This window comes from Chryseobacterium sp. GM_Chr_2 (genome assembly GCF_026540445.1).
Classification (GTDB): Bacteria; Bacteroidota; Bacteroidia; order Flavobacteriales; family Weeksellaceae; genus Chryseobacterium.
Genome location: NZ_JALNUD010000001.1, coordinates 643,395 through 660,754, shown reverse-complemented (window position 1 = coordinate 660,754; position 17,360 = coordinate 643,395). Strand labels below are relative to the sequence as shown.

Genomic DNA, 17,360 nt, shown 5'->3' with positions numbered 1-17,360 from the left:
AATAAAACGTTTGTTAAATTGATATTAAAAAATGATTAGATTTGTATTGTTAATATAATATTGAGAAAATTATGAAGAAAACCTTTACTTCTTTCTTTCTCCTCTTATTGTTTGCGCTCACACATGCACAGTGGAGCCCCAAAACATATAGCGGAGAGAGAATTAGAGGGAGTTCTGAGATTAAGAACTATTACTCTCTAGACATTCCTTTACTAAAGTCTCAATTGGCAAAAGCACAAGAAACGGGAAAAAATGCAAAACCTGTTACCATCTCTTTGCCAACTTTGGATGGGAAAATCGAAAAATTTGCCGTTTACAGCTTTCCGGTTGTAGTAAAATCGCTGGCAGATGAATATCAATTAGGATCTTACATAGGAGTCGGGATCGATGATCCAGGTAAATATTTAAGATTTAGTTTAGCGCCGAATGATTTTCAGTCGATGATTATCAAAGATGGCAAGTACGAATTCTTAGAACCAGTCGACAAAGACAAAACAGTTTACGGTGTGCATCCGAAAACTGATAAAAGTAATGAAGGCTTTTTGTGTTCTATGAATGAAAGCGCTTTATCTAAAGAAGAGATAAATAGGCTTTATGACAGTGGCAAATCATTTGCAAAAAATCCGACTGATTTTGCGAAGACTTCTGATAAGAAGTACAGAACAATGAGGTTGGCAATGTCTGTAACAGGGGAATACACTCAATATTTTGGGGGAACTGTTGCAGGTGCTTTAACTGCAATTAATGCTACCTTAACAAGAGTAAATGGTGTATTCGAAAAAGATTTTTCTTTACACTTAAATTTACAAAACTATCCGGCAGTAATTTATACTAATGCTGCTACAGATCCTTATTCTAATGCAGCAGCAGGTGTTGCAGGTGCTTGGAATAATGAATTACAACAAACGCTTACTGCGAACGTAGGAAATGCTAATTATGACATTGGTCACCTTTTCGGAGCTTCCGGAGGTGGTGGTAATGCAGGATGTATTGGTTGCGTTTGTATAAACCCAACAAGTAGCACTTCTAATCAAAAAGGTTCAGGATTTACTTCTCCTGCGGACGGTATTCCGCAAGGAGATAATTTTGATATTGATTACGTAGCTCACGAAATTGGGCATCAGCTTGGTGCAAACCATACTTTTTCTCACGGTTTGGAAACGGCTGGCGTAAATCAAGAGCCTGGTTCGGGATCAACAATTATGGGATATGCAGGAATTACAGGGGCTAACACAGATGTTCAACCACACTCTGATCCTTATTTCCATATTGCGAGTATCAAACAGGTTCAAGCAAATCTTATCAGTAAAACTTGTGATGTAGAAACTACAATCACAAACAATCCGCCGGTAATCGCGGCTTTACCTACATATAATATTCCGAAAGGAACTGCATTTGTATTAACAGCTTCAGCAACGGATGCTGAAAATGACCCCATGACTTATACTTGGGAAGAGGTAGATAATGCGAGTGTTACGATTAATAAAAATAATTTAGGAAATACAACTACAGGGGCTACTTTCAGATCGTTGTCACCAACTACAAGCCCTACAAGATATTTCCCAAGATTATCATCAGTATTAGCTGGTGTTTTAAATAATACAAACAATTTATGGGAAGCAGTTTCTACAGTAGCCAGAACAACTAAGTTTACGGTTACGGTAAGAGATAACAATCCAGTTCCTGAACAACAACAAACTCAATCTGCTGATCAGACGATTGTTGTTGGAAGTGACGGACCATTTAAAGTAAATACAACTACTGTATATAATAACGGCCCAACCAACGTTTCTTGGGATGTGGTGAATACTACTGCAGCTCCATATAACGTTGCTAATGTTAAAATTGATTATACTTTAGATAACGGTGCTACTTGGACTACCCTTATTGCAAGTACTCCAAACGATGGTAGTGAGGCACTTAATTTTGGTGCTTTAACATTGGGAGCTACAGTTAAAATCAGAGTAAGTGCTGTTGGAAACGTATTTTATGCGGTGAGCACTGCTACTGTTGCTACTTTGGCAGCTTGTACAGGAGCAGCACCTACAAATATTGTTGTTTCTGGTATTACTCAAACTCAGGCAACTGTAACTTGGACGGCTCTTGCAAACGCTACTTACATGGTAAGATATCGCCCTGTAGGTTCAACGGCTTGGGTTGAAGTTGCTGCACCAGTAAACACAATCTTACTTACTTCTTTAACGGATAGTACTCAGTATGAAGTTCAGGTTGCAGTTATTTGTTCAGGTACTCAAGGAGCTTGGTCTGCTTCGGTGAACTTTACGACACTTGGGCTTAATTACTGTACAATGACCTCAAGTAACTTTGCTTCAGAATATATTTCGAATGTAACAGTTACTCCTACAGGAGCTGCGGCAATGAGTAATGACTCTGCAGGTTCTACTTATACAGATTATACTACAACGCCAAGTGCTTTAGTTAATTTAATTATTGGTTCTACTGGTAATACGGTTTCTGTATCTAAATTCTTCCCTGGAGGCTTTACTTATAGTGAGGCAGTAGGTGTTTGGATTGACTTTAACAGAAACGGAGTTTTTGAAGCTACAGAACAGGTAATGACTTCTCCTGCTAGTACAACTACTCCTGTTACCGCTACATTTGCTGTACCTGCAGGTGCATACAATGGTCCTGCAACTACAAGAATGAGAGTAGTAATGAAATATTCTACTCCAGCTGTAATGTGTACAAGCTTCGGAGACGGGGAGGTAGAAGATTATGCGGTTAAACTTATTCAGCCGATTCCTTGTACTTCGAATGCTCCTCTTAACCTTACAATTTCTAACATTACCGCTACATCAGCTTATGTAATGTGGGATCCGGCTACGGGAGCTACTTATATATTAGAATATAGAAAAGTAGGAGATCCTACTTGGCAAAGTGTTCCTTTAACAGTGAATGCTTATAATATTCCGAATTTAACAGAGTCTACTCAATATGAAGTAAGAGTAGCGTATGTATGTTCTGGAACTACAGGTACATTTACAAGCCCTGTTCAGTTCTCAACACCGGCGGTAAATTACTGTACTGTGACTGGAACAAGTAGCAATGGATACATTTCAAATGTTACCATTTCGCCTACCAACTCATACGTAATGAGTAACAACACAACGGCAAACGGATATACAGATTATTCTGCTGATCCTACAAAATTAATAACATTAGTTCGTAGTACAGCAAATAACAATATCTCTATAAGCAAATCTTGGACAGGTACTTCTACGAGTTTAGCTGTTGGAACTTGGATTGACTTTAACAGAAATGGTATTTTTGAAACAAGTGAAAGAGTTATTAGTACTACAGCAAGTACTACAACACCTATTACGGCTACATTTACAGTACCAGCAACATCTTACAACGGGCCTCTTACACTTAGAATGAGAGTAATTGTTTCAACATCTACAATTACAAACCCTTGTACGAATGTAACCAATGGAGAGGTTGAGGATTATGCGGTGAAAATTGTAGACCTTCAGCCTTGTTCTTCGGCAGCACCTTCTCCTATAACAGTTTCTAATGTAACTGGGGCAACCGCTTTAGTTTCTTGGTTAAACTCTACGGGAGCAACGTATGCATTAAGATATAAAGCAGTGGCTGCTACAGTTTGGACTACGGTAAACCCTGCAACGAATCCATATACTATCACTAATCTAAATGGTCAGACTCAATATGAAGTTCAGGTAGCTACTATTTGTAGTGGTACGCAAGGACCTTGGTCTACTTCAGTAACTTTCACTACACCTATTTTAACGTATTGTAGTTCTGGAACAGGCTCCGTGTCTGGTGGTTATATCAGCAATGTGACGATGACGTCTACGAACTCTATTCCTATGACGAATAACTCAGGGCCAAGCACCTATACAGATTATTCTAATGACAATACGAAATTGATCACAATGGTACGTGGAACTACAGGAAACGTACTTTCTGTAGGAAGAACATTTACGAATTCAGATACATTCTCTACCAATGTTTGGATCGATTTCAATGGTGATGGAGTATTTAATAATGCTGCAGTAGGAACTGCAGGAGGAGAAAGAGTAATGAACTTAGGTTACTCTCAGACAAGTCCTCTTACTGCTACTTTTACGGTTCCGGCGAATGCTTATATCGGAACTAATAAAGTTAAAATGCGTGTAGTTGTATATTACCTTACACCTACAGACGCTTGTTCAGTACTTACAAGTAACGGAGAAGTTGAAGATTATGCTGTGAAGTTTGTAGACTTACAGCCTTGTTCTACAACGGCACCGTCTCCACTTGTTATCTCAAATATTACTGCTGCTACAGCTACTGTTTCTTGGCTTCCAACTACTGGTGCTACATATCTTTTAAGATACAGAAAAGTAGGTGATGTAGCTTGGATAAATACTATTAACCCTGTACCTGCTCCTGGAAACACTTATACAATTAGTGGTCTTGCAGAGCAAACTCAATATGAAGTACAAGTAGCATCAAAATGTGGTACTACTACAGGATCTTACTCACCGTCTACTACATTTACAACAACACCAATCAGTTATTGTAATATGACGGGAACAGGAACTAATGATCACATTGCAAACGTGACGGTTACTCCTGTGAGCCAAGGTCTTCCTGCGATGACGAATACTTCAGTTCAGACAAATTATATTAACTATGCTTCTACACCTTCAGCACTTGTTAATTTGGAAATTGGATCTTCTAATAACCAGATTTCAGTAACGAAAGGTTGGACGGGAGCTACACAAAGTGATGCGGTATCTGTTTGGATCGATTTCAACAGAAACGGTACTTTTGAAACTTCAGAGCTTATTCTGAATTCTGCGGCAAGTACTACTGCTACAGTAAACGGAACTTTTGCTGTACCTGCAGGAGCTTACAACGGTGCATTAACGACTACAATGAGAGTTGTACTAAGACGTACAAGTGCTCCTGTAATGTGTCAGAATCCGGCGAATGGTGAAGTGGAAGATTATGCAGTGAAATTAAGACCTTGTGCTACTACGGTACCTACAAACCTTACAATTTCTGCAATTACGCATAACTCTGCTACAGTAAACTGGACGGCTGCTACGAATAACATTACATTCTTAGTACAGTACAGACCGGTAGGTACTACAACTTGGACTTCAGTAACAGTGTCTACTATTCTTGGAAACATGCCTTTACAGTTAACTGGTCTTAATCCTGCTACGGCGTATGAAGTACAGGTAGCGGCAGTTTGTAACGGTGCTCCGGGAGTGTTTACACCAATCAAGAATTTCTCTACAAGATGTGATCCTACGCCGCCAAATGTTACAATTAGTAATATTACAACAAACTCGGCATTGATAACTTGGGCTCCACTTGTAGGAAATGCTACCTATGTAATGAGATACAGAAAAGTAGGTGCTGCAACTTGGGAACCAAATATCAACTTGCCAAACCCTCCGGCTAATACATACACGCTTCCTGGTTTAGATCCTTATACAACTTATGAGGTACAGATTGCAAATATGTGTAACGGTGAAACAACGTTGAATCCGTGGTCTAATCCTAAAGTATTTACTACGGAAAGAACTTGCCAGTTACCTCCTCCGGGATTAACAATCACAAACATTACTCCAACAACAGCTGTAGTAGTTTGGGATCCTTTCCCAGGTGCAACTTATATCTTGAGATATAGAAAAGTAGGTATTCCGAGCTGGACGAATGTTCCTTCTTCAACGAATACAGTAACATTAACCAACTTGGTAGAATTAACGAAATATGAGTTACAGGTGGTAAATGTATGTAGCGGAACTCCGGGAACATATACACCTCCTTACTATTTCACTACACCAACTGTGATTTATTGCCAAATGCAGTCTGCTAGCGGAACAGCAAACTATATATCAAATGTAACAGTGAAGCCGAATGGTAAGCCTGAGATGATTAATGAATCTAATGCTTCCAACTATTCAGACTTTACAGGAAATCCTAAGACATTTATTGAATTAATTCAAGGTTCTACAGGAAACGAAATCTCAATTGCTAAAAAATTATCAGGAACGAATAGTGATTCTGGTATCGCAGTTTGGATCGATTTCGACAGAAGCGGAACTTTCGATATCAATGAAAGAATTCTTGCGGTAGCTCCGAATCAGACAACACCAATCACCGGAACGTTCAACGTACCTGCTGATGCCTTTGTAAGCTTAACAGACTACAAATATGTTGTGATGAGAGTGGCATTGCAAAAAGGAGGAATTCCTGTGAACTGTACAAGCTTCCAATCTGGAGAAGTTGAAGATTACACGGTAAGAATTTCTAAAAATCCGGTTGCTAATGCAACAAACCAAACGGATATTATGATTTATCCAAACCCTGTAAGTACAATATTACATGTTAAGAATATCAGCAAGAGAGCAACTTACAAGCTTTACAACGCTGCAGGTCAATTAGTATCAAGCGGTACTATTCTAAACAATAATATTGATGTTAGCAAGCTAATAAATGGAGTCTATGTGATAGACATTGAGGATGCTCAAGGTACTGCACAGAAGAAATTTATTAAACAATAAACGTTATTTATATTAATTATTCAAATCAGTCCTCAGAAATGGGGGCTGATTTTTTTTGATTTAAAGACTTATTTAAATTTCAATTTTGCAGAGTTATTATTTTGAGCGAAACGAAGTGAAGTCGAAAAACCTGAAATATTTCAATAAAACTATTCCTAGTCATAGAAATCGGTGAGCTTCATATTCAAAATTTAACATTCAACAGAAGCATTGTTTAAGCACATAAAAAACTCGTTAGAACAATTTCTAACGAGTTTTATTTTTTATTCGATATCGAAGATGATTTTCTCGGTTTGATCCTTTAAATCTTCTAAATTCGTATTATTATAGATGATGCAGTTCGCAAGCCTTACCTTTTCTTTTTCGGGCATTTGCTTCTCCATAACGGCTTCTACTTCGCGGTAGGTTTTCCCGTCTCTGTCCATCACCCTTTTTGCTCTGATATTATCTTCGGCAGTGACGAGGATAGATTTGTAACATTGCCTGTTGAGTTTTAATTCAAACAACAAAGCAGTTTCCTTAAAAACCAAATACTTTGTTTGCCTTTTCACCCAATCTTCAAAATCAATCCGAACGGCGGGATGAATAATTTCATTTAAACTTTGCAGTAAATCTTTATTGTTGAAAACTTTTTCAGCAACAAATTTTCTGTTGTAAAGTCCATTTTCATCATAAGCTTCATCGCCTAAAAGCGCTTTGATTTTTAGCTTTAAATCATCATTGTCATTTACAATATCCTTCGCTCTGTCATCCGAATAATACACCGGAAATCCGAATTCTTCAATGAATTTGGCAACCGTTGTTTTTCCCGAACCGATTCCGCCTGTCAACCCAATGATTTTGGGAGCAGATAACGGATCAGGCTCTGCCTTCTTAGTTTCTGAATGTAATTCTTCCATACTTAAAAATTAATATCCAAAAACATCATTAAAGCTAAACGTTTCATCCAATCTCACCCCTTTCTCAGTCATTTTAAGACTTGCGAGTTCATTGTGAGCATCGTGTTCGAAGAACAATAAATATTCGTTATCGACACATTGTTTCAGGAACTTTCCTTTTTCTTCCAATGTTAACAGCGGACGCGTATCATATCCCATAACATAAACCTGAGGAATATGCCCTGCTGTAGGAATTAAATCAGCTGCAAAAACAATCGTTTTATCCTGATATTGAAGAACTGGAAGCATTTGTTTTTCGGTATGTCCGTCAACGAAAATTACATCCATTTTCAAGTCTGGAGCAAAGCCATAATTTCCAGTTGTTGGAAGTGGTAAAAAGTTCAATTGTCCACTTTCCTGGATCGGCATAATATTTTCCTTCAAGAAACTTGCTTTTTCTCTTGCATTTGGCTCAGTTGCCCATTGCCAATGGTTTTCGTTCGTCCAGAACTGTGCGTTCTTGAATGCTGGTCTGTAACCTGTTTTGTCATCATTCCATTCAATTGCGCCACCACAGTGATCAAAGTGAAGATGAGTCAAGAAAACATCGGTGATATCTTCTCTTACAAAACCGTATTTTTTTAAGTTTTTGTCTAAATTATCATCTCCCCAAAGCGAATAATGCCCAAAGAATTTGTCATCTTGTTTGTTTCCAAGACCACAATCAATTAAGATTAATTTTTTTCCGTCTTCCACCAAAAGAGAACGGGTTCCCAGTTCGATTAGATTTTTTTCGTCTGCAGGATTTGTTTTTTCCCACAAACTCTTTGGGACGACTCCAAACATGGCGCCGCCATCCAGTTTAAATTTTCCACATTGTATTGGATATAATTTCATATAATATTAAGTTTTTTATAATGTATTGTTTATTAATTTTCTTAATCTAAATAAACAAAGTTTATTTCTTATTTAAGTATAAAGTTCTTTAAATCTTAACTTCTTAATGTTTAAAATGAAAAGTATCAAAAGTAAAATTGCTTTTACAAACTTTTAAATAGCTAATTTTTCAAAACTAACATCTTTTGTACCTTTGTGGTAAAAAAAAACGACTTTATTTTTTCAATAGTTTCATTTTTTCGGCAATTCGTTTTCCGTTTTCATCACCATTTTCAAGATTTGAAATAATGTTTTGGAAATCGTTTTCCTTTCTGTTTTGAGATAGTTTTTGCTTAATAAAAATTTCAGTCGGAATGATTTTTAAACCAAAAGCACCTTTCATTTCCTTTTCTACAAATTCCTTTCCCATATCTTTCACCATCATCGGACATTGCTGAAAATTTTCGTATTTCGAAGTTAATTTATCTAAATGTTGATACAATTCATTATGATTCATCAATTCAACTTTTCCGTAAATTTGCACCGCTTCATAATTCCACGTCGAAACATTGATATGATCATACCAACTACTCGAAATATAGGTATGTGCTCCCAAAAAATCACAAAGAACTTCATCTTCATTTTTAAGAGTTTTCGCTTGCGGATTGGCTCTGGAAATATGAGTTTCAATATAAATATTTTCCGAATCATCTTCATTCAGCATCATCATAGAATGCGTCGCACGAATTTTATCCACAGAAGAAATTAATAAAGCAAAAGAATTCTCTCTGATGATTTCTTTCATCAAATTGTAATCTTCACTTTTGTATAATTTAGGAACGAACATATTTTCAATAAACTTTAAACTTAAAACAAAGAACCTGGAACCTTAAAAAAGCTCTCCCGGATTTCTAGGAACTGCAATATTCAAATGTTTATACGCTTTTTCCGTCACTTCACGACCTCTCGGCGTTCTGATGATAAACCCTTCCTGAATTAAAAACGGTTCATAAACTTCTTCCAACGTTTCAGGATTTTCTGCTATTGATGTCGCCAAAGCCGAAATTCCTACAGGTTTTCCTTTAAAATTTTCAATCATGACACGCATGATTTTGTTATCCATTTCATCTAAACCGAATTCGTCTACATTTAATGAATCAAGTGCATATTTTGTAATATTGATTTCAATTTCACCGTTTCCTTTAATTTCGGCGAAATCACGAACTCTTCTTAAAAGAGCGTTCGCAATTCTCGGAGTTCCACGGCTTCTTCTTGCAATTTCAATCGCTGCATCTTCGTAAATTTTCACACCCAAAACTCTGGCACTTCGGATAATAATCATCGACAATAATTCAATAGTATAATATTCTAATCTGCTTTGAATACCAAATCTTGCCAACATCGGTTTTGTTAACATTCCGCTTCTGGTAGTTGCTCCAACCAAAGTGAAAGGATTTAAACCAATCTGAACGCTTCTCGCGTTCGGACCCGTTTCCAGCATAATATCGATTTTATAATCTTCCATTGCAGAATACAGATATTCTTCCACAACAGGCGAAAGTCGGTGAATTTCATCAATGAAAAGTACATCGTTTTCTTCCAGATTGGTCAATAAACCTGCTAAACTTCCGGGTTTGTCCAAAACGGGACCCGACGTAATCTTACAGTTTACACCCAATTCATTCGCGATAATATTGGCTAAAGTTGTTTTCCCCAGACCGGGAGGGCCATGTAAAAGTACATGATCGAGCGCACCACCACGTCTTTTGGCAGCCGTTACAAAAACCTCAAGATTTTCTAAGGTTTTTCGTTGTCCGGCAAAATCTTTAAAGCTCTGCGGACGAATCTGTTCTTCCTGCGCAAGCTCTTCACGGGAATAATTGTCTTTGTCTGGATGTAAAAAATCAGGCATTAATTCAATTTCATTTACCGTAAAGATAGGAAATTTAGGCTAAGGCAAAGGCTGAGATTTCGGAAAAATTAAGATTTGAGCAGAAGAGATATTTTAAGTATTTTTGAGAGAGAAAAACAAGAAAAAAACTTTTTTGATCATTTCTACGCTAAGATTCTACGGAATGACAAACCTTATGCAGATTTTTTGTCATGCTGAAAGCATCTAAGCAAAGTAAAATCAAAATTATTGATCTAAACTTTAGCTTTAAACTAAATAAATGAAACTGATAGGTCCTTTCAAGCAAGTCGTAACACTTGCCAACCTTCCTTTAAGAGGAAAACTTTCTGACGAGCAACTTGAAATTATTGTTAATGGTGGAATTTTAATCAATGAAAATAAAATCCAGCAAGTCGGAAATTTCGAAACATTAAAATCCCAAAATCAAAATATAGAAATTGAAACGATCGAAGGTGAACAAATCGTTCTTCCGGCTTTCGTAGATTCTCACACTCATATTTGCTTTGGAGGAAACAGAGCGAATGATTTTGCGATGCGTAATGCAGGAAAGACCTATCTTGAAATTGCCGAAAGTGGAGGCGGAATCTGGAGTTCGGTTCAGCATACAAGAAGCGCTTCGGAGGAAGAATTATTAAAAACTTTATTGGAAAGAATCGATTTTTTAGTTTCTCTTGGAATTACTACGATTGAAGTAAAAAGTGGTTACGGATTAGACGTAGAAAACGAATTGAAAATGCTTCGAATCATTAAAAAATCTCAGGAACAAACAAAAGCGACTTTGGTTGCTACCTGTCTATCTGCTCATTTGAAGCCAAGAGATTTCGAGGGAAGCAACGAAGAATATTTACAGTATATTTTAAAGGAAATTTTACCGAAAGTAAAAGAAGAAAATTTGGCGAAGCGTGTTGATATTTTCATTGAAAAGTCAGCATTTCAGCCGGAAGAAAGTAAAGAATTCTTACTTAAAACTAAAGAATTAGGTTTTGAAATTACCGTTCATGCAGACCAATTCACGCCGGGAAGTTCAAGAATTGCGGTTGAGGTTGGAGCAAAATCTGCTGACCATTTAGAAGCTACAATTGACGAAGATATTGAGTTTTTAGCAAAATCAGATACAGTTGCTACAGCTTTACCGGGCGCAAGTTTAGGATTGGGTGAAAAGTTTACTCCGGCAAGAAAATTATTGGATGCAGGAGCCATCGTAGCCATCGCAAGCGACTGGAATCCGGGATCTGCACCGATGGGAAATCTGATTACTCAGGCTTCTATTTTAGCAACTTTTGAAAAATTAACAACAGCAGAAGTTTTAGCGGGAATGACTTTTCGCTCGGCTTTTGCTCTTAATCTCGAAGACAGAGGAAGATTGGCAGAGGGATTAAAAGCAGACTTTGTTACTTTTAAAACGAATAATTTCCAGAATGTTCTTTATAACCAAGGAAGCTTGAAGGCAGAGAATGTTTATATTGATGGAGTTAGAATTTAAAATTTATATGATAACTGAATTTAGATGCTTTCAGCATGACAATCTGTACGGTCCAATATAGCGCAATATTTGTCATGCTGAAAGCATCTAAACACGTACTTTAACACAAATGATAAAAAATGCACGAATTAAATGAAGGAATCTATAAATTTTATGTTTACATCTTAACAAATAAAAACAGAACAGTTTTGTATACGGGAGTTACTGGAAATTTACATCAAAGATTATATCAGCATGTAAATAAAATTAATCCTGATAGCTTTACTGCAAAATATAATACTTGCTTCTTGATTTATTATGAAAGATTTGGATGGATACAACAAGCAATAGAAAGAGAAAAGGAAATAAAACTTTTAAAACGAGATAAAAAAATTGAGCTTATAAGAAGCATAAATCCTAATTTAGAATTTTTTAATCATCTTTTTGAATATATTGGTTGAGATGCTTTCAGCATGACAACTATACACACAAATTAAAACCTATTAATGATGAACACTATTTGGCAGGGAAGATTAGACGGAGAAGAACTTCTTTTCCACAGAATATTTCAGAGAGTAAGAGAGGAAAGCAATTACGATTCGATTTCAACTAATGATTTCGTTTTGCATGGCTTTGCTGTGGATGAGGGCGTTAGAAGGAATAAAGGTCGACAAGGTGCAAAAGATGCCCCGGATATTATCCGTAAAAATATGGCTAATTTTCCAGTGATTCGTCCGAATTTTTCGATGTTGGATTTTGGAAATGTCACTTGTGATGATGGAAATCTGGAGAATACTCAGAATCAGCTTGCCAAAAATGTTTCAAAAGTTTTATTAAAAGGCGGAAAGTCGATGGTTTTGGGTGGCGGACATGAAGTGACTTACGCTCATTATTTAGGCGTAAAAACTGCTTTTCCCGAACAGAAAATAGGAATTATCAATATTGATGCTCATTTTGATAACAGGCAACCCGAAAACGGAGTAGGAGCGAGCTCAGGAACGGGATTTTGGCAAATTGCTCAGGAAGGTGAAATTCATTCACTTCATATTGGGATTCAACGAAACTCAAATACCTTGAAATTATTTGATACTGCTCATCAATATGGAATGAAATATATTCTTGCAGACGAACTTTTCTTTGAAAATCTTTCATCGATCTATCAACGAATTAATGAATTGCTGGAAAGTGTAGATTATGTGTATTTAACGATCTGTATGGATGTTTTTAACGCTTCCATTGCGCCAGGAGTTTCTGCTTCTGCTTATAATGGGATCTTTGCAGATGCGACATTTATGCACTTTTACAGACATATTTTAAAAAGTGAAAAACTTTTGGCTTTAGATGTTGCTGAAGTTAATCCGAGTTATGATATTCAGGACAGAACAGCGAGACTGGCTGCAACGCTTATGAATGAATGGTTTATGGTTTAATATAGAAAGCCTTAACTTTGCGATAGAGAAAATCATTATTTTATTTCATTTAAAGGAACTAATTTTGTTGCTCTCAAAATGCTTTTACATAAAAGGCATTAATAAATTCAATCTTTTTTGAGTTTAAAACAGAAATTACATTATGGAACAATCAATTGAAAATAAACTTATCAAAGCAGATAAGGCATTTTCAGAATGGAGAAAAGTACCATTCGAAGACAAACAAAAACTCATTGCAAAAGCAGCCGAAATTTTAAAAACAAATGCTGAAAAATTTGGTACAATCATTACTCAGGAAATGAATAAACCTATTTCAGAATCGATTGCTGAGGTAGAAAAATGTGCTTTAATGATGAATTATTATGCAGATGCTGAAAATATTTTAAAACCCGAAAAGGTTGACTCTGAGTTTTCGTATTCTGAAGTTCATTATGTTCCAAAAGGTGTAATTCTGGGAGTAATGCCTTGGAATTTTCCTTTCTGGCAAGTGCTTAGATTTGCCGTTCCTGCGATATTAGCGGGAAATACCATTGTTTTAAAACATGCTTCTATCTGTTTCGGAAGCGGAAATGCTATTGAAAAAGTTTTATTGGAAGCTGGTTTTCCTGAAGGAATTTTCCAGAATCTTGAGGTAGGACATCAGGCGGTAAAAGAAATTCTTGAGCATGATGCCGTAAAAGGAGTAAGTCTTACCGGAAGCGGAAAAGCAGGTGGGGAAGTAGCTTCAATAGCTGGTTTGAATATCAAAAAATCTTTGCTTGAATTAGGTGGAAGTGATGCTTTCATTATTTTTGATGATGCTAATTTGGATGAAGCAGCGAAAGCAGGGGCAAAATCCAGACTTCAAAATTGTGGACAAACGTGTACGGCTGCAAAAAGATTTATCATCGACAGTAAAATTGAAGGTGAATTTTTACCAAAATTTATTGAAGAATATAAGAAATATGAAATCGGAGATCCTTTAGATAAGGAAACGAAACTAGCCGGAATGGCAAGACCTGACTTGGCGGATGAATTGGAAGCTCAATTCAACAGAGCATTAGAAAATGGAGCTGAAATTATTATTCCGTTGGAAAGAGTTTCTGATAATGAATTTAAACCGGGATTAATTCGCGTACAGGAAGGAAATCCTATTCTACAGGAAGAACTTTTCGGACCGTTGGGAATGGTGATGATTGCTAAAAGTGATGAAGAAGCATTGCAAATGGCGAATGATATTCCTTTTGGGCTTTCAAATTCTGTTTGGACGGCGAATAAAGACCGTCAGTTGTTCTTTATTGATAATCTTGAATCCGGAACGGTGAATATCAACAGAATGACGAGTTCTGACCCTCGTTTCCCATTCGGTGGATCAAAGGCTTCAGGTTACGGAACAGAGCTTTCTTTATTAGCTTTAAAAGAGTTTGTAACGGCAAGAACTATCGTAGGAAATTTTTAGAGGAAAGGAGGCTGTAAGAGGGGGGATGGAAGTTTACAAAGAAATCGCATAATGGATATTTGGCTTCCAACTTCGTTCCTCCAGCATCAAAACTCATAAATAAAAAACTCACGAAAATTATTCGTGAGTTTTTTGTTTTTATGCGAAATGACTCGTTAATTAAACGGTTGTCAATCTCAATGTATTTGTTTTTCCACCTTCGTAAGACGGAGTAGCATTGATGTTGATTACAAAGTCTCCAGATTCGATAAATCCGTAGTTGTGTGTCAACATATTAACCTGGATAATAGTTTCGTCAGTAGATTTGTTCATATCATAATAGTATGCGTGAACACCCCAAAGAAGGTTCAACATGTTGATCACTCTTTTGTTACCGCTGTAAACAATGATGTGAGAATCTGGTCTGTGAGCTGACAACTGGAATGCAGTATATCCAGAACTCGTTAAAGTAACGATAGCAGAAACGTTAGTTGTTTTAGCAATTCTTACCGCAGCAAGACACACTCTGTTGGTGATGAATCTCTCATCGATACAGTCGAAGTCTTTTTCAATCGGTTCATTTTTGTGTTGGTAAAAATGTGTCATCTCGATGTTTTTCACAATTTTAGCCATGTTTTCAACAACCTGAACTGGGTATCTACCTACAGAAGTTTCTCCTGAAAGCATTACCGCATCAGCACCATCCAATACAGAGTTGGCAACGTCATTCACTTCCGCTCTTGTAGGCGTTAAGCTGTTGATCATTGTTTCCATCATCTGAGTTGCGATAATTACTGGCTTAGAATAATATCTTGCTTTCTCTACCAATGTTTTTTGGATAGCAGGAACTTCTTCCATCGGAACTTCCACACCTAGGTCACCCCGAGCAACCATTAATCCGTCACATTCCATTAAGATCTCGTCGATATTTTTTACCCCTTCAGGCTTTTCAATTTTCGCGATGATCGGAGTTTTGAATTTACCGTTTGGATGTTTAACAATTAATTCTTTCAAATCAATAATATCCTGAGCGTGACGCACGAAAGAAAGTGCGATCCAGTCCACTTCCTGATCTAGCATGAAGTTGGCATCCTGAATATCTTTTTCCGTTAATGCAGGAAGAGAAACGTTTGTATTAGGAAGGTTTACCCCTTTTTTAGAACTTAGAGGTCCCCCTTGAATTGTTTTTGCTTTTACAGTATCTACATCATTAGTTTCAGTAACTTCCAAAACCAATTTACCATCGTCAATAAGAATTCTTTCACCAACTTTCACATCCTGTGGAAATTGTTGATAAGTCATATAAACTTTTGTAGAATCACCTTCTATTTTTTCATTGGTAAAAGTAAGGATATCACCCGGATTCAGGTAAGAACCTTCTTTTACAACCCCAACTCTTAGTTTCGGCCCTTGTAGGTCTCCCAAAATACCCACTGAATAACCATATTCCTTATTAAGTTCTCTGATTATTTCAATATTTGATCGAACTAAGTCGTAATCTGCATGTGAAAAATTGATTCTGAAAATGTCAACACCTGCTTTCATTAGCCCTAACATTACTTCCTTCGACGATGACGCCGGTCCAAGTGTCGCGATAATTTTTGTCTTCTTTAAATACTTATTCATAATACTGGATAATTTGATAAAGTTCCTCTTCAGAACCTAATGTATAATCTTGAATTGGAAACACAAGATTTTCAGGGAGCAAAATTACGGAAAAATCAGGAAACTGTTCCGAACTATGCAAAATATATTGCACATCTACCTGATTATTTAATAAAAATTTAATGTTATCTTCTCCTGAGAATAGCTCAGTCTGTTGTTTTTTTTGCTTACTTTCCGAAGATTTATTTGAAATGAAAGTAAAGCAGGTCTTTGTAAACTTGTGGTAGGCCTCGAATCTTGAAAAATAGTAGTCATAAAACGCCCCATGAAAAACGATATCTTGTTTTCTGGAAAATTTGAGGTCGTTGTTTTGATTTATTTTGTAGAAAAACTCATGATCGGGTATATGTTTTGCTAATCTTACCAATCCTATGGCAATATCTTCAAATTCTATATCGTCTAGATCATAAAGTTTTTGGATTTCCAAGTATGTTTTCTTTTTTGTTTAAAATATAAAATGCCCTTTGTGCTGCTTTCTCTTCTGCCTTTTTCTTGGAAGTCTCGGTGGCGTTAGCAATTTTTTCATCTCCCAGCCATACATGACATCGGAAGGTTATTGCCTTGTTCACCTGGATTTCCTCACAAGTTTCATACTTTATATTTAGCTTTTTCTTCTGGCTCCATTCGAGTAGAAGACCTTTGTAGCTTACAATTTTGTTTTCAAGCTTATTAATTTCGCTTGGCGTGAGCAATCTTTCCAGAATGATCTTTTTACAGGTATCATAGTGGAAGTCTAAATACACGGCGCCAATGAGTGCCTCAAATAAATTTCCGGAGATATTTTCGCCTAATGCCACAGATGCCTGTTTTTGCAACAGATCCGTAAGCTTCAGATCTTCTCCTAGTTTATTAAGATTTTTCCTATTAACAATCTTAGATTTCATCTGCGTCAGATATCCTTCATTAGCCTGAGGATAAGTCTGGAACAAATGACAAGAGATAATTGTACCCAAAACAGAATCTCCTAAAAATTCAAGCCTTTCGTAATTACTGTTATCCTGATTTTTAGAAGAATTTTTTAAAGAAAAAGCTTCGCGGTAAAGAGCAACATTCTGCACCTCAGTTCCCAGCATTTTATTTAATGCCATACTCAAGTTATAGTCTCTCTCTGTAAGCTGTCTTTTTCTTTTTTTGAGAAGGAATTTAGAAAAGTATTTCTGTAACTCCATTCAGTAAAT

General features: G+C 36.6%; 12 protein-coding genes. 5 read left to right on the top strand and 7 right to left on the bottom strand.

What is annotated here, in order from left to right; translation table 11 throughout:
• Positions 1-71 precede the first annotated feature (71 nt).
• Positions 72-6,542, top strand: a complete 6,471-nt coding sequence (locus tag OXQ85_RS02955) for a GEVED domain-containing protein (protein ID WP_267402259.1) — start codon at positions 72-74, stop codon at positions 6,540-6,542.
• Positions 6,543-6,805: 263 nt separating this feature from the next.
• On the opposite strand, the gene coaE is transcribed toward OXQ85_RS02955, so the two are convergent.
• The 4 genes from coaE to ruvB all read right to left on the bottom strand — a co-directional run bounded on the left by coaE (position 6,806) and on the right by ruvB (position 10,208).
• On the bottom strand, positions 6,806-7,441 hold the full coding sequence (coaE, locus tag OXQ85_RS02950) for a dephospho-CoA kinase (protein WP_267402258.1): 636 nt from the start codon (positions 7,439-7,441) through the stop codon (positions 6,806-6,808).
• 9 nt (positions 7,442-7,450) lie between these two features.
• Positions 7,451-8,317 carry an MBL fold metallo-hydrolase gene (locus tag OXQ85_RS02945; RefSeq protein ID WP_267402257.1) on the bottom strand — a complete coding sequence of 289 codons (867 nt, stop codon included), beginning with the start codon at positions 8,315-8,317 and terminating at the stop codon, positions 7,451-7,453.
• Between the two features lie 214 nt (positions 8,318-8,531).
• Positions 8,532-9,143 carry an FMN-binding negative transcriptional regulator gene (locus OXQ85_RS02940; protein WP_267402256.1) on the bottom strand — a complete coding sequence of 204 codons (612 nt, stop codon included), beginning with the start codon at positions 9,141-9,143 and terminating at the stop codon, positions 8,532-8,534.
• A gap of 42 nt (positions 9,144-9,185) precedes the next feature.
• The gene (ruvB, locus tag OXQ85_RS02935; protein ID WP_116097712.1) at positions 9,186-10,208 is read right to left on the bottom strand and encodes a Holliday junction branch migration DNA helicase RuvB; all 1,023 of its coding nucleotides are present in this window, start codon (positions 10,206-10,208) and stop codon (positions 9,186-9,188) included.
• 259 nt (positions 10,209-10,467) lie between these two features.
• Between ruvB and hutI the strand changes: the two genes are divergently transcribed.
• The 4 genes from hutI (at position 10,468) to OXQ85_RS02915 (ending at position 14,538) form a co-directional block, all read left to right on the top strand.
• Complete coding sequence (gene hutI, locus OXQ85_RS02930; protein WP_267402252.1) at positions 10,468-11,691, top strand: imidazolonepropionase; 1,224 nt, start codon at positions 10,468-10,470, stop codon at positions 11,689-11,691.
• Positions 11,692-11,810: 119 nt separating this feature from the next.
• Positions 11,811-12,131 (top strand): GIY-YIG nuclease family protein, encoded by a 321-nt coding sequence (locus OXQ85_RS02925; protein ID WP_267402250.1) that lies wholly within the window; start codon positions 11,811-11,813, stop codon positions 12,129-12,131.
• A gap of 48 nt (positions 12,132-12,179) precedes the next feature.
• Positions 12,180-13,100 (top strand): formimidoylglutamase, encoded by a 921-nt coding sequence (gene hutG, locus OXQ85_RS02920; protein WP_267402393.1) that lies wholly within the window; start codon positions 12,180-12,182, stop codon positions 13,098-13,100.
• Between the two features lie 142 nt (positions 13,101-13,242).
• Positions 13,243-14,538, top strand: a complete 1,296-nt coding sequence (locus OXQ85_RS02915) for an aldehyde dehydrogenase family protein (RefSeq protein ID WP_267402249.1) — start codon at positions 13,243-13,245, stop codon at positions 14,536-14,538.
• A gap of 159 nt (positions 14,539-14,697) precedes the next feature.
• Here the strand turns inward: OXQ85_RS02915 and pyk are convergent, their stop codons facing one another.
• The 3 genes from pyk to rnc are packed head-to-tail and all read right to left on the bottom strand — an operon-like array spanning position 14,698 to position 17,351.
• A complete protein-coding gene (gene pyk, locus OXQ85_RS02910) occupies positions 14,698-16,143 on the bottom strand; it encodes a pyruvate kinase (RefSeq protein WP_267402248.1) in 1,446 nt (481 codons plus the stop codon).
• A complete protein-coding gene (locus OXQ85_RS02905; RefSeq protein ID WP_267402247.1) occupies positions 16,136-16,609 on the bottom strand; it encodes an IPExxxVDY family protein in 474 nt (157 codons plus the stop codon). Before OXQ85_RS02905 ends, pyk begins: the two co-directional genes overlap by 8 nt.
• Positions 16,587-17,351, bottom strand: a complete 765-nt coding sequence (gene rnc, locus OXQ85_RS02900; protein ID WP_267402246.1) for a ribonuclease III — start codon at positions 17,349-17,351, stop codon at positions 16,587-16,589. Before rnc ends, OXQ85_RS02905 begins: the two co-directional genes overlap by 23 nt.
• Between the last annotated feature and the right edge of the window lie 9 nt (positions 17,352-17,360).

Excerpts from the sequence above, each read along its gene's own strand:
- OXQ85_RS02925 (WP_267402250.1), top strand. The coding sequence starts at position 11,811 with ATGCACGAATTAAATGAAGGAATCTATAAATTTTATGTTTACATCTTA.
- OXQ85_RS02940 (WP_267402256.1), bottom strand. The coding sequence starts at position 9,143 with ATGTTCGTTCCTAAATTATACAAAAGTGAAGATTACAATTTGATGAAA.
- pyk (WP_267402248.1), bottom strand. The coding sequence starts at position 16,143 with ATGAATAAGTATTTAAAGAAGACAAAAATTATCGCGACACTTGGACCG.
- hutI (WP_267402252.1), top strand. The coding sequence starts at position 10,468 with ATGAAACTGATAGGTCCTTTCAAGCAAGTCGTAACACTTGCCAACCTT.
- OXQ85_RS02915 (WP_267402249.1), top strand. The coding sequence starts at position 13,243 with ATGGAACAATCAATTGAAAATAAACTTATCAAAGCAGATAAGGCATTT.
- OXQ85_RS02955 (WP_267402259.1), top strand. The coding sequence starts at position 72 with ATGAAGAAAACCTTTACTTCTTTCTTTCTCCTCTTATTGTTTGCGCTC.
- coaE (WP_267402258.1), bottom strand. The coding sequence starts at position 7,441 with ATGGAAGAATTACATTCAGAAACTAAGAAGGCAGAGCCTGATCCGTTA.
- OXQ85_RS02945 (WP_267402257.1), bottom strand. The coding sequence starts at position 8,317 with ATGAAATTATATCCAATACAATGTGGAAAATTTAAACTGGATGGCGGC.
- hutG (WP_267402393.1), top strand. The coding sequence starts at position 12,180 with ATGAACACTATTTGGCAGGGAAGATTAGACGGAGAAGAACTTCTTTTC.
- rnc (WP_267402246.1), bottom strand. The coding sequence starts at position 17,351 with ATGGAGTTACAGAAATACTTTTCTAAATTCCTTCTCAAAAAAAGAAAA.
- ruvB (WP_116097712.1), bottom strand. The coding sequence starts at position 10,208 with ATGCCTGATTTTTTACATCCAGACAAAGACAATTATTCCCGTGAAGAG.